Raw genomic sequence first — 15,610 nt, 5'->3', positions numbered from 1 at the left:
AGCGACAGCTATGAGCACCTGACCCGCGACAATTACCCCCGTCGACCGGACAAGATAGTTGTCGCGCGGCCGGAAAAGATAGTTGACGTTAACCACGGCGGCGCCGGAAGCGAACACGTCCAGACCGCTCGCAGGCTCCAACAGCGGGCGGCGCGCGAGTCTCACGATGAGACGGATTCCATCGGTCCGGCCTTTGATTTGTAAAGAGAAAAGCCGACTGGATTTACGCTAAACAGCCCTTTCGCTGAATAAATCCGTTCGGAAATGGGTGCGACACTCGCCGGTGGATCCGATCGTCCATCGCAGACCGACCGGAGCCGGACTGCCCGCCGCGCGCCGCCAGGATAGGCTTATCGGAAAAGGTCCTCAAAGCCGAACCGGCAGACCATGAGCACATCGACAGGGTCAAGCTTCCGGTCAGTCGGGATGGTCACGGCTTCCCGGATGATATCGTTCACGTCCGAGAACAATTCTTTGACGCTGTCGCGAATGCTTTGCTGCTGTTTTGGGTGCAGCGTGCCTTCGAGTCCTGTCCAGATTGGAGCGAGGTCGCCCTCGATCGACCCGTTGAATTTGTACATGGCGTCGTAGATGTACAGGACGTCCTGGGCGCGTTTTTGAGGCGTCCGTTTTTCACGGATCAGAAGCTTCTGGACCATGAAGCTCACCGGATTTGGCACGCGAAGATCGACCACCGGCTCACCCAGCCCCGATTCTTCCGCCGGGATCGTCACAAGCCACGGTTCATGCAAAAGGACTTCAAGGTGATGCAGCTTCTGCGCGACGACACCGGCGTTCGCCTCGGTAGCGTTCGGTTCGAACTCCCCCGGTTGAGCGATGCGCCCTCCCACAGTTCGTGCAGCAGGCCGACTGCATTGCGCCGTTCGCGATTCGCCTGACGATGGCGCGCCCGGCACGCTCGGCGCGCGCTCGTCAGCCCGCACAGAAAGCGGCACCTCGACCTTGATATCCGTTGAGCCGTCGTCGCGGTCGACGATCGCGACCTTCGCGTAGCTTCCGCGCCCCGAAGAGTCAGGCGAAAGCTTATGGAAGAAGCACGTCTTCTTGTCGTTGCGATGAGCCTCGCCCTCGAGCGGCCAGACGGCCAGATGGAAGAGCCCATCCCGAAGCCGGATCTGGAGTTTCAACCGGCGCCCGGGCATGCACAGGCATTCTGCGTGGCCGGCTTCGGCTCGCGCCCGCTCGAACCAATGGGCAAACTTTGCGGGTTCCGCCTGCAGCTCGTCGAGGAAGAACTCGCGGCCGCTCATTACCACTTTCGTCGTCATCACCACCCCCGTATCGACGATCGTCACACGCAGACACAGACGCAACCGGACGATCGCGTTCTGCGCTGCACATTTGCCCGACGTCGGATAACACGGCGGCGCGGGTAGCTGTCGCCACCCGCCCATCAGGAAGACTGACGCGTCCTACTCTTTCTTTGGCTTGTAGCGCCGAATAAAGTGGACAGCCTTGACCTGGTCCGTTGCAGCCTGCTCACCGATCCTGAGATCCTCCGCGATCTTTTCGGTGGTGGCATTTGGCTCGCGGTCGAGCAATTGCTCCACAGCAATCCGCGTTTGAGGACCCCGGTGTTCCTTGTCGGATGGACCGTGACAGTCGATAGGGAGGTCGCGGAGATGGGGCTCAGTGTCAAACCAGTCAACGAGCGCCGCGGAGTCAACCGTCGCAAGCGATCCAGCGAGTGTTCTCGCCGCGCCGACCGAGATCATTTCCTTTGCGCCCACCGGATACACCTCGTCATCCAGCCCCAACTCGCTGATTTTCCCCAGCAAGCCGTCCTTGCAATCGAAGCCGAGCGGCCGCGCCATGTCGTCGAGAGACAACGATGCATCGGTCTCCCCAGTGACAACATAAATCTCAAACTGGCCGAACTTCAATCGCCGGACGGGCATGGACTATCACTTCCTTTTTCAATGGAAAGCCTCAACTTCAAGGCCGGTGGGTGGATCTTGCCTAGTGTTTTATATTATCGCGACGAAATGCGAGCGTTGGTGTGACGCCAATCACTTAACAACACGGTCATAAGGAGTATTCACTCAGCATTCTCCCAGCATTGAATGGTAAATGAAAGTAAAGAAGGTGGTGCCAGAATCGATGCGTTGTCGGGAATGGACGGTTGGTACTCCCGACCCGCACGCTCATTCCTTCGTGCCAGCCTTCCCCTTGGTCACGCGCGTGATCGTCGGCAGCCAGTCCTTCAGTGGCAGCCGCAACTGGCGCTCGTCGTACGGACGGACCTTCATTGCGCCCTTCCGCCGGCCCTCCGCCACCTTGGGTTTTGCTGTGGCCGAGTTCGCATTCGCGGCCGCCAGCCTCCCGACGCCAGGTACCGGGGGCTTCGACCCATCCGGCCGCTCGCGCCTCTGCGGCATGGAGATGTAGTACGAGCCAACGATCCCGAGATAACCTCTCGGCGGCTCGCCCGCTTCTGCCAGCGCGCGGTCCAGTTGTGAGGCGGTCGCGAGCGTGCCGGCCGGTTGCTGCAACGAAGCGTCAGCCATCAGCGTGTTCGACGCCACTGCGGGATCCACGTTCTCCGGCTGGCCCGACTGCGGTTGCTCCGCAGTAGCATCCTTCGGGTCAATCTTGCCGAACGTCCCGTAGTAGCTTTGCTGGGTCACCCGTTCGCGACTGTGCCCAAGGTTCTCACTGACTTGTCGCTGAAGGATTCTGAGATCGTCTCGCGACATCTGGTTCGCCTTCCCGCCAAGTGATGCCGGCACGAAGCCCCGGAGCAACCCGCAGTTTTCCGCATATTCCGCGCGCAGTCCGTGTCCCGTCACAGACACGTCCGATCGTCCGATACCGAGTTTCTTCATGTAATACTTGTAGCGCTCGATATTCTGCTTCAGGGTCGCATTGTCACCGCGGCGCGTTTTCGGCCACCCGAGATTCGATCGCTTCGAGATTCGAGACTTGGCGTAGTCCAGAACCCATACCTGGAAAGGGAACTCAATCCGGATTAGCCGCTGGCGCCCGCCTTTCGTGCCGTCACGCTCATACATCATGAATGCGTACTGGCCGAGCGGACGAAGGTCATTCAGCCATGGGCGGATGCGGATCGTTTCCTTGCGCCGGTAGCCGAACGCCAGTTGCATCGCGACGATGATGCCGAACCGCTCATCGAGCGCGAACGCTTCCTGAAGCTTCTGCTCGACATCGATGCCGGCTTCGCTCCACGACTTCGACTTGTTGCCAGTGGCGCCCATCCCGCGGACCTTGATGCGTTCTGGCGGCGCGTCTGGCAAATATTCATCGAGCGAACGAACAACGCCCTTCTTCCCCATCCATCCAAAGAACTTCCGGATCACCGAGAGATCGCCACGCATCGTCGACGCTGCCTTGCCCTCTTCGTACCAGTACCGCACCAGAACTTGCACGTGCCTGTCGGTCAGATTCTGCGGGACCTTGATCTTGTGATTGAGCTTGTTGTGCCAGGTATCGAAGGCGTGCTCGATCACGGTCCTGTTGTGCTGCATCGTCCGGTTTGCGGCGACACGGCCGTTCACCCGCCGATGCAGGTTCGCCTTAAGAATCGCGTCGACCCTCGAGAACCAGCCGTCTGCGTCCGCACCCACGGCGCTTAGCTCCGCAGCAGGCTCGCGGTTACTACCCCTAGGCTTATACCTTCCCATTTCCTTCTCCCACGATGTGAAATGTCCGCCCTGTCCGTTGGTCGACGGACGGGAGACGGTTAGCAGCGGGATGCCGCGGACCTATGCGTGCGCTCCTCTAAGCCGATCTCGCATTCGGTCAGAGTTCGGCGCGCCTGCCATGCGCACCAGGGAGGAAGCCACTCCCGCATATCACAATGTGAAAAGGTCGGTAGGTCGTAAAAATGTGCATTCCGGCGGTAGCCTGCCCCCTCAAAACCACCACTCAGCCTCGCCCTTACGGTCACGAGGTTACCTGGCATGTAGCCAGGCGCCGGCCCTTCAAGGGGAGCCACGCCTGTGCGCTTCCATTCCTCGCGATGAGGAACGGTCTATGAGATAGCGCACTTATCTCCGGTATTTGATCTTCCCTGCCATGACTGGCGGGCAAGGCGACCCCACTCACCCCGACGCTTGCGCGACCAGTGAACAGTCCGTCCGCCATCGAACGGTTACGCCTACGGTTGCTGCGAATCTGCCGCGACTTCCCCCGCACGTATGTCGATCCTCAGACGGGGAAAACACCCCGCTCGGTCGCACGCCGTCTAGGGTTTGGCCCTGACTCTGTGTGGATCTGTTGGGGAGTCGCGTGAGTTAAAAACAAAAAAAACGCCGAGAGGCGTTTGGGTGCAGAAAACTTCGTTCGCGCGGATGGCTCCGCGGAATCTTTGAGGGGTGTCCCGTGCGAGTACGAGACTTACAGCTGCCGCATCGGCGGCACGTTTTGCATCTGGTTGCCCAACGGCTTCAAGGAGCGCGAGGAGCAGTGGCTCGAAGTAAAGCATAGTCTCGCACTCTTCGCAAGGGATCTCGCCACTGTGTTGCGGCCCTGTACCGCTGTATGCACCCCGGCCTCCGCGGCCGCTTCGCCCCTGTGGCGAGCGTTCAACCCCAATTGTTGCCACGTGCCTTCAGATCACCCCGATCGCCTCGGTGTCGACAACTAAGCCTTCGTTTGTACCCGCAACGGATTCAATGAGCCTCCGCCGTGTTCCCGATGGGTGGCCGGTTGGTTGTCGATTCGTTGTCGATTGTTGGTCGAAGAATGGTCGCCTGATTGTCTGCAGGTGGTCGTTTGGTTTGTCGATTTGTAGTCGATGAGTAGTCGGTCATGGTCGATCCGCTGTCGATGAGTACTCGATGAGTGGTCGCTTGATTGTCGATGAGTGGTCGATTGGTGGCCATCACCAGAATGTCGCCAGGATTAGGGATTCTTTCGAGACCGGATATGGAGCCTTTGCGGGCAAACTGATTTCGAGATTTCCTGCGTACGCACTCCAATTCGACAGATGGGCCAAAAATGAATGTTGAAGAGTTCCTTGAATCCGGTCTGGTCGGCAGACGCTCCAAAATTAGCGCCTTCGACAACGAGATCCGCCTATTGCGAGCGCGAGGCGTCAGTGGGCAGGGAATCGCCAATTTCCTGAAGCTGAATAACGTTCAGGTGACCAAAAACGCCGTCAATGGCTACTTCAAGCGCTATCCCGACAGGCACCCCGCTGCCAAGCCGGTGTCTTCGGGGCAAGTCCCGCCTGTCGCCGCGGGCGCAAGACCCGCCATCGTCAAAGCGGACCAGTTCGAACACGCAGACGACCAGGCCCAAGGGCAGCCGGCCGAGGTCCCCGAACCGACCGCGACTTCAATTGGTCGTGAAGCATCCCCGTCATCTCAAATACCCGAACTTGCGCTTCATCCCAAGACATCCGGAAGCCTTGAGCATGCGCGTCGCGCAGGAACGGAAAGGGGGGCGCCAACGGCACATCACAACCCAATTGAGGGGGCATTGCACGGCTTAAGCCGATCTGCAGGCCAGCCAGCAGATGCCTTCGGCCCCGACCAAATTAAAAACGATGTGACGGGACCCGCTAACCAACCGGCCGAAACCTCGAATGCGGGCGAGAAATCCTGCGCTTTTAGCCCGCGTGCAGGGGGCAACGATAACTATGATGGCGAGGCAGGTTCCGGTAAGACCTTCGAGGTGACCGCCCATAGTGGTGATCAGCCCCAAAGGAGCCCACTTATCCGCTATGACCCGAGCGACCCCAAGAACGTCGCAGCCAAAGCCTCATATCAGAGGCGGCTGAGAGCAGGGGAAATTCGTACGGGCGAGATAACCAATTCCCAAAGGTACCCAGATGCGCGGCAAGAACCTCCTGATCCTTCATAACTTCGGTGGCGTCGGCAAGAGCACGATCGGAGGGTGTCTGATCCACCCCCGCGTGGGCGGCGAACTCATGTCGATCGAGACGAACAATACCGACGCAGAACGTTATGGGGTGCGCGTTCGTCGCTATGCGGCGGCTCAGTATTCGGACTACTACCGAGACCTGCGTCGCTTCTCGGTGTACGGGAACACCGTCACGGACGTCGGCGCTTCTAACGCCGAAGCTTTCATCGACAAGGTGAATGAATCAGGTGGCCGCGACCAATTCGACTATATCGTCGTTCCCGCCACGCAAAATGATCGCGGTCAGATTGAGACCATCACCACCATCCAGACGCTTCTCGACAATGTTGGCGTCGACCCTGACCGCATTCGTGTCGTCCTGAACATGGTCAGGAAGCCGGTCCGGACTGCCCCGATCGAAGGGGAATTTACTCACCTCTTCGCGTTTGCCGAACAGGACCGTCGCGTAAAGATCAATCCCAAATGCTATATCCCGCAACTGCAGCTGTTTTCGCATCTCGCCGCTGCTAACCGATCCTGGCTAGATGTTGTCAATGATCGCACCGACTACTCGGCGAAAATCATGGAAGCCATTAACGCTGGCGATACCACTGCCGAGGAACTCGCGTGCGACAACGCGCTTTTGCAGGAGATGGCTGGTCAGGCACGCGATATCCTGGACCGCGCGTGGGCCGAGTTGAATATTGACATTCACGAGCCCGCCCGGAAAGTCGCCGCGCCAGCAACGAGCGTCCCGACGGAGCAGCATGAGCAATAGCGCCTGACCGACCTCCATGCTTGACAACCTGCCCACTGCCGAATCCGCTCGCATCAGGCTCACCTTCAGAGAAATGCGAAAGCTCGTCCAGAGCTTTCGCGAAGGCGAAGCTTCGTTTCAGCAGGCTGTCGACAAGCTGGAACGAGTACAGGCCGCGACGTCCCAATCAGCCGCCTCGGTGGGCCAAGCGTCCACCGAAATCGAGCGCGCGGTGGCAAAAGCCATTGCCACCCTAAACCAGGACTCGATCTGGGAAGAGCGCTTCAAGAAACTCGGGGACGAGGTTCATTTCAACGGATACGTGGCCCTCGCGAAGCTCGTCGACGTCCATCAAATGTCGGCGGAGGCGCGCCTCAAAAAAATGCTTCTTGACGCGGTTGCCCAGGTTGACCTCCGGATCAACAATCTCGAGGCCGCAGTCGTTGGCAAACCGCCGCTTCCAGCATTGCCGCTCGACGCAACCATTGGCCAAAGGATCAGGGCATCGGCGACGAAGACATTCGTACGGTTCCGCCGCTGGTGTATTGACGCCATGCCGCCGCTCGTCTTGATCGGTGTCGTTTTGCTGCTTATCGGCGTCCTGCTGCTCGGCACGCAAATCTACTTCGGCCACTTCACGAGCCGATAAAGCCCCGGCGTCACGCGACGACCGGGCGCCATGCCTTCCTTTCTCCTGTCCTGCCTGTTTTAAAGCTCGATATCGTTTCTTGTTCGCGCGACTCATACTCAATCCGCCGCATGCCACCTTGCGATCCGCACGACGTCTAAAACCCTCGCGCATTGCCCGAATCTGAATGCTATACGGCGTTCGTATTCATTCGAGTCCGCTCGCGCGAACAGTTCAGTGAGTGAATATCGCCCCTCACGATGAGCGACGCGGGCAACGCACCGCCGACCGTTCGGCACGAAATCCCTCTGGATCCTATGCGATCCGCCATTATCAACGTCGCCACCTCCTTGCAGGCATCGGCACGTCCAGCAACCCCTTGGCATTCTTGCGTGCTGTCACGCGCGTCACGGCCGGTCAAGGCACGCTCCGCGCCTAGCCTTTTGTCTCAACGTGAGACGGAATCGGACCCCTGTGCCACTGATTTAAAACGAAAAAGTCCGGCTGGAAGTGCGCAACTTGCGGATTTTGTTGCGTAAGTCCGATCGGACACGAGCTTGATGGCGCTCCGAACGGGGGTAATCGTACTTCGCGCGCAAAAGGTGATTTCCGAATCACTGCTCCGAAAATCTCGCCCGCGGATAGCTCTGGTAGAACAGGCGCATCAATTCCAGATTGTGAGCGCCGAAGCCCCGCCCAAACCGCTTCGTCAGGTCCGCCGACAGGCGCTGCAGGAGTGCCTGTCCATACGCCGCGCTCTCCCGTCCTCCCTGCTCCGATTCGACGCCCGACCAGCCAATACGTTGCCGTCATCAGCGCATTGATGCTCCGCGCCACGGCCCGCGGGCCCTAGTACCACTGTGTTACAAAATAAGGCATTATTCGCTTGTCTTCAAGAAAATTATGAGGAGTGCGATTTCACGTAAATGCTGATCCGCTTACCTTTTCCCACAAGCTCCACAGCCTCCTGCCGTGAAGAACAAAATCAAGAATTTCAATATACAAAAGGGGAGACGTCCATCACATCAGAGCCTTCGACCGGTAGTCAGTGCGTGGTCTGGCCGTCGAGCGTTGAAAACACGAGTTCCGCTAATCCGTGCGGGCGAGTCTTGTTTATCGCTACGGCCAACTGGACCATCGGAGGTTCGCCACTCAGTGGAATGCACACGACGGACGGTGGCAACAGCGCTTTGATGTAGGCCGGCTGAAGGGTGACGGCGCGCGCTGAAAGCGTCAGTGAAATGACCATGGACATATTGTCAGCTTCTGGCGCAGGTCCTGGGTGGACGCCGACTCGGTCGAGATAGCCGTCGACCACGCTTCTGACTGCGGGAGCGTGAACCTTCGAGAGTCGAATCAACGGTTGTCCCTCCAAGTCGATTGGGTCAATGAACTGGTGACAGGCCAACTCATGTCCTACTGGCAAGAATGCCATTATTGGCTCCGTCAACACGGTCTTAAAGAATAGTTCGGTAACCTGAGGATCGGGACGCAAAAATGCCAGGTCGAGTTCGCCATTGATGAGTGACTTGATTAGTGAAGGTGTCGATTTGCTACTGACGATGAGATCGGTCTCGTTCAGCTTTCCCCGCAAGATCTTCAGGACCTTGGGGAGCCAATCGATTTCGAATCCGGTCAGAAACCCAACTGCGAGCGAGGCCTGATTTTCTTTGCCTGCTCGCTTTGCGGCCTCGCTTGCCGCGTCGACTTGAGCAAGTATCAGGCGAGCATGGTCGAGAAAGGCTCGCCCGGCGGCCGTTGGCTCGAGCCCCTGGCTGCTCCTCTTCAGTAGCTGCACGCCCAACTCATCTTCCAGATCTCCGATCTGTCGGCTTAGTGACGGCTGCGCAGTATGCAGGCGAAGCGTCGCCGCACGGTTGAAGCTGCCCTCTTCCACGACCGCGACGAAATACCGAAGATGTCTGAGTTCCATTTGGCTATGCCTCAAAAGCACAATCATGAGCTTACAAAGTCTTGGCGGCGAGCGCAAAGGAAAAATACTATTCCATCCAAGCGCTATCGTCAGCTGCGGCGCAGGAACGATGTACGCGTCATGACCGGGCTCTGAGACTGCACTGTGGGGTATACCTGCAAGGTTGGCCTCATGCTCCACGGGCGCTGATAAAGGAACGAACCGGAGACAAACGTAATGAACATGAGAACAACAGTGGAACACCCCGATCTCGAGGGACGCGTGAAGGCCGCGCTGGCCAATCCTATGACCGATGGGCAATCCATCGACCTGAGGCGGGAGTTGGCCGAGGTATTGAGCGTCGTTGGACTCGATCCAAGTTCGGCGGGCGGGTCAATAACCTTCATCGGTAGTGATCCGGTCATCTCGAGCCCACTCGCACTCGCGACCATGGCAGGTGTCACCTTGATGGCCAAAGCGGTGGCAGTCGGCGACCTGTGGCGTTTCAGAGGTGGCGAGTCGCAGGACCTGAGCGTGAACCTGGGTCAGGTCCTACATCGCCTTTGTCCCTTCTATGACAAAAAATGGGAGTTGCTAAATGGCTATGCGCCGCGCAATCCCGCCGACGCCGACAGCCCTTTCTGGCCGACGACTATGTACCGGACAGCGGACGATCGCTGGGTACAGCTTATCAACGTCTACCCGCGCACAGCAAAGACAGCCTTGGCCTTCCTCGGCTGTCACGACGACAGGCGGGCAGTGGCTGAAGCCGCACGCAAGTGGAACGCTGTCGACCTTGAAGATGCGGCAGCCCGTGCCGGCGTCCAGGCAACGATGGTCCGCACATTTGACGAGTTCGCAAGGGAGCCCCAGTTCCAGTACATCAAGGACATGCCACTGATCGAGATCGAAAAAATTGGCGAGAGTGACCCCGAGCCGTTCACCTCGAATCCAGAGGATCCTTTGAGCGGCGTTCGGGCCCTCGGACTCGGGCATGTGATTGCCGGTGCGGGACTGGGGAGAGCGCTGGCTTACCACGGGGCCGACGTCCTGAATATCTGGGAACCGAACGACTACGAGATAGACGCCCTCTACGCTACGGCGAACGTCGGCTTGCGTTCCGCGATGATGGACCTCGGCCGCGCCGACGAACTGCAGCGATTCAAGGACCTGGCCAAAGATGCAGATGTCTTCTTTGCGAATCGCCGACCGGGGTATCTTGACAGGCGTGGGCTGTCTGCACAGAACCTGGCCGAGATCCGACCCGGGATGATCCACGTCGACATCTCTATCTATGGCCCGCGTGGGCCCTGGGCAAACCGGGTCGGTTTCGACCAGACGGCTGGTGGCGTCACTGGCTCGTTGACGCTGGAGGGGTCACCGGACAACCCTCGGCTACCCGAGATTTTTGTCGTCAATGACTACCTCACATCCTGGATGGCGAGCATCGGCGTCATCGCTGCACTGAAGAGACGGGCCGTGGAAGGCGGCAGCTATCGCATTCGCCTGTCGATGGCCCGACTCGCCATCTGGTTGCTGCAGCTCGGCGTTTTCGACAAACAGTACGCCGCGAGGATCGCTGGTACGGCAGGCGGTCACGAATATTTATCTCCTGAGCTGTTCGAGGCTGATACGCCCATGGGCCACTATCAAGGAGTGACTGACCAGGTGCAGATGTCAAAGACGCCAGGGCGCTTCAGGTTCCCTCTTGTACCAAGGGCGTCGGGGAAGGCGGTCTGGCTGCCGCGTTGAGAAAGAAGGGGCGTCGTCTTTCGCATGAACGCTGACGTACTCGAAGCTGAATCGCTCTGGCCAGCTTAGATGCGTCAGATCAACAGCAGTGACTTGAGGATCCGGTCCTTGGGAAGAAGGCGCTGAGGTGTTTGCGGATCGCCGTGAGCTGGCGATCACACAGGAAGCCAACGTGATCGGTGAGGCCGGCCATGCGGGCATGCTCATCGCGAACCCCGACAGGTTCGTGCCAGTTGTGGAATGCGACGGCGCCGAAATGCAACGGGTGTTCGGGCGAAACTGCTATTCGCTACACCGGCTCTGTCGCGCCGCGTTATCGCAGATGCTCGAGCGAAAGCACGGAAAAATCGTCGCCGTCAGCGGGGCGGCAGGCTTGAAACGTGGTGAGGGCAGACTTGCCCTATATGGCGCTGCACGCTGAGTACAACAAGCGTACATCCGCAACGCGGCGCTCGTTGAAAACTTGCAGAGGAAACCTACATGATCGTTACAGTCAACCGCCAAGTGCTCTTGACGTCACGCCCGACGGGCATCCCCGAGAGCCGGCATTTCCAGATCGTCGAGAGCGCCCCGCCTACGCCTGCCATGAACCAGGTGCTTGTGCGTAACCTTTATCTGTCGGTCGAACCGGCCATGCGCGCCTGGGTCAGCGCCGTGAAGAATTATTCTGAGCCGGTCCCTATCGGCGGTGTCATGCGCTCGTTCGCCGTCGGGCGTGTCGAGGCCTCACGTCATCCGGACTACCGGGAGGGCGATCTCGTTACCGGCCTCTTCGGCTGGCAGGACTATGCGGCAGTGGAAGCGCAGGCAATCCAACGCAAGGTCACCGACACAGACCTTCCGCCTTCGACGGCACTGGGCGTTCTCGGCCTCAACGGAGTGACCGCGCACTATGGCCTGCTTGAAGTAGGCCGGCCCCAGCCCGGCGAGACGGTCGTGGTCTCCACGGCCGCGGGCGCCGTAGGCTCCTGTGTTGGGCAGATTGCGAAACTCAAGGGTTGCCGCACGGTGGGCATCGCAGGTGGCCCACAAAAGACAGAGCTGTGTACCAAATCATTCGGCTTTGACGCAGCCGTCGACTACAAGGCTCCAGATTTCGCGCAGCAGCTCGCCGTCGCCTGCGAGGGCGGTGTGGACATCTACTTCGACAACACCGCCGGCCCTATCAGCGATGCTGTCCACGGCCATCTGAACACTGGGGCCCGCATTGTCGTCTGCGGAACGGCCTCAGTCGCGAGTTGGGATCCTCCGCCGCAAGGCCCGCGCGTCGAGAGGCACCTGCTCGTGAAGGGTGCCCGCATGGAGGGCTTCGTTATGTTCGACCATCCCGAACACGAGGACATCGCGCGCCATGACCTGGCGGGCTGGCTGCGCTCGGGCCAGTTGCGCTACCTTGAAGAGGTGCTCGACGGTATCGATAACGCACCGGGGGCGATCGCCGGTCTCTACCGCGGCGACAACCTCGGCAAGCGCCTGATCCGGCTCACCCGTGAATGAGACGGCCGATCGCACACGTGCGTACTGTGTCTCTGTAACAAAGTAACGACCGCTCGACCCGGAAAGCAGATGAACGACGACATATAAGGATTGTCGCCTTCTGCGACAGGAAGTGCAGTGATCGTTCCGTTTGCCTTGGCTGCCGGGGCATTGTCACGTTGTTGGGGCAGTCGCGTGCGATGGTGTGATGGGCAAAACGAGATCGCTCTATCGCAGCCATCGCTATCCGGCGGCCGTCGTTAGTTGCGCCGGGCGCTGATGTGTCCGGTTTCAGTTGAGCCTGCGCGACATTGGATAGTTGCTGTTCGAGCGCGGCGTCGTTTGCCAGCTATGAGCTGATCCGGCGTTGGTCGTTGCAGAACTTCTTGCCAAGGCCGGGCAGTAGTCCTGTTCGCTGAAGCCGTATCTCCAGTTAACACGATCTCAGATAGATATCCAATGACAGCCTCAAATGAAGTTTTTGTTGTCAGCGCAGTGCGCACAGCCGTCGGCACCTACGGCGGTAGTCTGAAAGATACGCCGCTGGGCGAGCTGGCAACGCTCGTGGTGAAGGAAGCCTTGATACGTAGCGCCGCACCTGTCGACAGGATCGGCCATGTTGTGATGGGCAACGTGATTCCCACCGAGCCCAGCGATGCGTATCTGAGCCGCGTATCCGCACTGGGCGCGGGTCTGCCCGTCACCACTCCCGCCTTCAACGTCAACCGCCTGTGCGGCTCCGGTGTCCAGGCGATCATTTCTGCGGCACAGGCGATAGCCTTGGGCACCTGCGAACTGGCTATCGCAGGTGGCGCAGAGTCGATGTCACGTGGCCCGTACGTCATGCAGTCGGCCCGCTGGGGAACCCGAATGGGGGACGCGGAGTTGCTGGACTATATGGTCGGCGTGCTGCACGACCCGCTGTACGACATACATATGGGAACGACAGCCGAAAATGTCGCGGAGCAATTCGACGTGTCACGTAGCGATATGGACGCACTGTCCGCGGAAAGCCACCAGCGGGCGAGCGCCGCGATCGCGGCTGGACATTTCCGCAGCCAGATCGTCCCGGTGCCTGTCACAAAAAAACGGGAATCCGCCCCGTTCGACACGGATGAGCATGTGAAGGGTGACACGACGGTCGAAACACTCGCGAAAATGAAGCCGGCCTTCAAAAAGGACGGCGTTGTAACGGCAGGAAATTCATCAGGCATCAACGACGGTGCATCGGCCCTGGTCCTCGCATCGGGCGAGGCAGTGAAAATCTACGGCCTAGCGCCGCTCGCCCGCCTGGTCAGCTATGGTCATGCTGGGGTTGATCCCAGAATCATGGGAATTGGCTCCGTGCCCGCCGCCAGGCAGGCGCTGCGGCGGGCGGGAATTTCCACCGCGAGTATCGACGTCATCGAGGCGAACGAAGCCTTCGCCGCCCAGGCGTGTGCAGTAACGCGTGAGCTCGAACTCGATCCTGCAAAGGTGAACCCGAATGGTTCGGGTATTTCGATTGGACACCCGATCGGCGCAACGGGGGCCATCATCTCGACCAAGGCGATCCACGAACTGCACCGCATCAATGGGAAATACGCACTGGTGGCAATGTGCATCGGTGGCGGCCAAGGCATCTCCGCCGTATTCGAGCGTGTCTGAGGTTCATCTGACCGTGACGGGCCGGTAACCGGCCCGCTTGCCGGATCGCAGAACTAAAAACGTAGGATGCTCCCACTACACCTTGGCCACTTTCCTAGAACCATTGTGTTAACAAACTACTCGATTTTCCGGCCGCAGCATGGGCTCCGTTCGAGACGGGCAAGCAGGGCGGCAGCAAGCTCCAGCCGCAGCGTTGTAATGGAGTCCGGCACATGGCGCTGCTTACGCAGGGGCGCCCCGGGGCCGGAAGTCCTCGGGTAAGGAAGGCACTTCGCCGGGTAGCCGATGGGCTGGAGTTTTTTTTGCGCCACCAGGCGTTCGGTGACGAGAAAGCCATAAGCGGCTATGCACAGCGTCGCGTGGTGATGAAAGCCGCGCCAGCTGCGTCCCTCGAAGTGCCCCAGGCCGAGTTCCTGCTTGAGCTCCTGATAATCGCGCTCAATGCGCCAGCGCAGTTTTGCAAGTCGCACGAGTTCCTTGATCGGCGTGTCAGCCGGCAACGTGCTGAGGAAGTATTTGGTCGGCTCGAGCTCTTCGCTGGGCCACTCGACGAGCAGCCACTGTTCCTCGGCGGTCTCAGATAGCTGGGCTGCGCGGGAGGCGCAGTGCACCCGTATCGCCGCAAAGCGCGACGACAAGGCAGCGTGGGTGCCTTCTCGCCATGTGACGGTGCGAAAGCGCCGCGACGGCAACTGCATGGCCAGCTCTTTTGCTCGCAGCAGCGCCTGAGCTTGCGTCCGCAGGCTGACCGCGCCTGTCACCCCGACCACATACGTGAAGCCCATCTCCGTGAGCTGCTGGCGGAACTCGGTGCTCGCCCCGTAACCGGCATCGGCCAGAACCAGTCGCGGTAGGGATTCTACCTCTGCGAGATTTTCAAGCAGTTGCAGCGCCAGCATCGGCTTGGTGACGAACTCAAGCGCTTCAGGCACTTTGGCAGCCTTCCGCCGGTCCGCGTCATTGGCCCAGCTTTGCGGCAGGTACAGCTGATAGCGGACCGGCAGACTGAAGCGTTCATTTGCGAGCGAGACGCTGACGGCCACCTGGCAGTTGTCCTGCTTGCCCAACTGGCCGCAGTACTGCCGGGCGACCCGACCGAGTGCTTGCCCTTCTTTGGAAAGCCGGTATCGTCAATGATCAGCGCCTCAGGTGGTCCCGCACGACGGCCGATCCGCTCAAGCGCATAACTGCGCACTGTATCAAGCACCGCCTGATCCGACCACGGTGCATCGGCTACAAAGTGATGCAGACGCTGGTGTTCCGAGCGCACCCGGTCCCGTGACAGATGCGCCGCCATGGGCTCAACGCTCTTGCGCCTGACCGGCAACATCAACCCCGTGCAGTAACCACGAAATGGCTCGACACGATCAGCGTGCCCCAGCGACTGAGCCATCATGGACACGTACTCGTCGAACCGCCCCGAAGGACGTTCCATCGCATTCCTCATCATTTACTTGAAGATAAGTGAATAATCCCTTATTTTTTAACACAGTGGTACTAGTCTTACTGTGTCAATAAAAAGCGATACCTGGTAGTATGAAGTAATAGAGACTGCGGGCGATCGCAATGACAGAAGAGATCGATGAATTTG

At 59.4% G+C, this 15,610-nt stretch carries 13 protein-coding genes and 2 pseudogenes; 9 read left to right on the top strand and 6 right to left on the bottom strand.

Going from position 1 to position 15,610, the window contains the following annotated elements; translation table 11 throughout:
- The coding region (locus P3T25_RS47300; RefSeq protein WP_429364561.1) for a hypothetical protein at positions 1-204 on the top strand (204 nt) is incomplete at its 5' end.
- 146 nt (positions 205-350) lie between these two features.
- Here the strand turns inward: P3T25_RS47300 and P3T25_RS47295 are convergent.
- The 3 genes from P3T25_RS47295 to P3T25_RS47285 form a co-directional block, all read right to left on the bottom strand.
- Positions 351-1,316 carry a GSU2403 family nucleotidyltransferase fold protein gene (locus P3T25_RS47295; RefSeq protein WP_429364559.1) on the bottom strand — a complete coding sequence of 322 codons (966 nt, stop codon included), beginning with the start codon at positions 1,314-1,316 and terminating at the stop codon, positions 351-353.
- Positions 1,317-1,433: 117 nt separating this feature from the next.
- Complete coding sequence (locus tag P3T25_RS47290) at positions 1,434-1,919, bottom strand: hypothetical protein (RefSeq protein ID WP_429364557.1); 486 nt, start codon at positions 1,917-1,919, stop codon at positions 1,434-1,436.
- A 246-nt stretch (positions 1,920-2,165) separates the two neighbouring features.
- Positions 2,166-3,605, bottom strand: coding sequence for a phage integrase N-terminal domain-containing protein (locus P3T25_RS47285; protein WP_429364555.1), 1,440 nt, complete (start codon positions 3,603-3,605; stop codon positions 2,166-2,168).
- 1,375 nt (positions 3,606-4,980) lie between these two features.
- On the opposite strand from P3T25_RS47285, the gene P3T25_RS47280 reads away from it, so the two are divergent.
- The 3 genes from P3T25_RS47280 to P3T25_RS47270 are packed head-to-tail and all read left to right on the top strand — an operon-like array spanning position 4,981 to position 7,253.
- Positions 4,981-5,847 (top strand): hypothetical protein, encoded by an 867-nt coding sequence (locus tag P3T25_RS47280; protein WP_429364553.1) that lies wholly within the window; start codon positions 4,981-4,983, stop codon positions 5,845-5,847.
- Positions 5,816-6,625: a hypothetical protein gene (locus P3T25_RS47275; protein WP_429364551.1), complete on the top strand. Its 810-nt coding sequence runs from the start codon at positions 5,816-5,818 to the stop codon at positions 6,623-6,625. Before P3T25_RS47280 ends, P3T25_RS47275 begins: the two co-directional genes overlap by 32 nt.
- Positions 6,626-6,641: 16 nt before the next feature.
- Positions 6,642-7,253, top strand: coding sequence for a hypothetical protein (locus tag P3T25_RS47270; RefSeq protein WP_429364549.1), 612 nt, complete (start codon positions 6,642-6,644; stop codon positions 7,251-7,253).
- A 593-nt stretch (positions 7,254-7,846) separates the two neighbouring features.
- Here the strand turns inward: P3T25_RS47270 and P3T25_RS47265 are convergent.
- Both P3T25_RS47265 and P3T25_RS47260 read right to left on the bottom strand, forming a co-directional pair.
- Positions 7,847-8,032 carry a DUF1016 N-terminal domain-containing protein gene (locus P3T25_RS47265; RefSeq protein WP_429364563.1) on the bottom strand — a complete coding sequence of 62 codons (186 nt, stop codon included), beginning with the start codon at positions 8,030-8,032 and terminating at the stop codon, positions 7,847-7,849.
- 245 nt (positions 8,033-8,277) lie between these two features.
- Complete coding sequence (locus P3T25_RS47260) at positions 8,278-9,165, bottom strand: LysR substrate-binding domain-containing protein (RefSeq protein WP_429364547.1); 888 nt, start codon at positions 9,163-9,165, stop codon at positions 8,278-8,280.
- 216 nt (positions 9,166-9,381) lie between these two features.
- Here P3T25_RS47260 and P3T25_RS47255 point away from each other — a divergent pair, with 216 nt between their 5' ends.
- From P3T25_RS47255 to bktB, 5 genes and pseudogenes are all read left to right on the top strand, one after another.
- Positions 9,382-10,896 carry a CoA transferase gene (locus P3T25_RS47255; RefSeq protein WP_429364545.1) on the top strand — a complete coding sequence of 505 codons (1,515 nt, stop codon included), beginning with the start codon at positions 9,382-9,384 and terminating at the stop codon, positions 10,894-10,896.
- Between the two features lie 127 nt (positions 10,897-11,023).
- Positions 11,024-11,317 (top strand): SDR family NAD(P)-dependent oxidoreductase, encoded by a 294-nt coding sequence (locus tag P3T25_RS47250; protein ID WP_429364543.1) that lies wholly within the window; start codon positions 11,024-11,026, stop codon positions 11,315-11,317.
- A 59-nt stretch (positions 11,318-11,376) separates the two neighbouring features.
- The gene (locus P3T25_RS47245) at positions 11,377-12,393 is read left to right on the top strand and encodes an NADP-dependent oxidoreductase (protein ID WP_429364541.1); all 1,017 of its coding nucleotides are present in this window, start codon (positions 11,377-11,379) and stop codon (positions 12,391-12,393) included.
- Between the two features lie 187 nt (positions 12,394-12,580).
- A pseudogene (locus tag P3T25_RS47240) lies at positions 12,581-12,688 on the top strand (IS6 family transposase); the annotation flags it as partial.
- A 143-nt stretch (positions 12,689-12,831) separates the two neighbouring features.
- Positions 12,832-14,019 (top strand): beta-ketothiolase BktB, encoded by a 1,188-nt coding sequence (bktB, locus tag P3T25_RS47235; protein ID WP_429364539.1) that lies wholly within the window; start codon positions 12,832-12,834, stop codon positions 14,017-14,019.
- A gap of 116 nt (positions 14,020-14,135) precedes the next feature.
- Here bktB and P3T25_RS47230 read toward each other — a convergent pair.
- Positions 14,136-15,412 (bottom strand): annotated as a pseudogene (locus P3T25_RS47230) (IS701 family transposase).
- Between the last annotated feature and the right edge of the window lie 198 nt (positions 15,413-15,610).

It is taken from the genome of Paraburkholderia sp. GAS32 (assembly GCF_050434225.1).
GTDB classification, from domain to species: Bacteria; Pseudomonadota; Gammaproteobacteria; order Burkholderiales; family Burkholderiaceae; genus Paraburkholderia; species Paraburkholderia madseniana.
The sequence above is the reverse complement of the archived record's forward strand: the minus strand, read 5'-3'. Positions and strand labels throughout refer to the sequence as shown.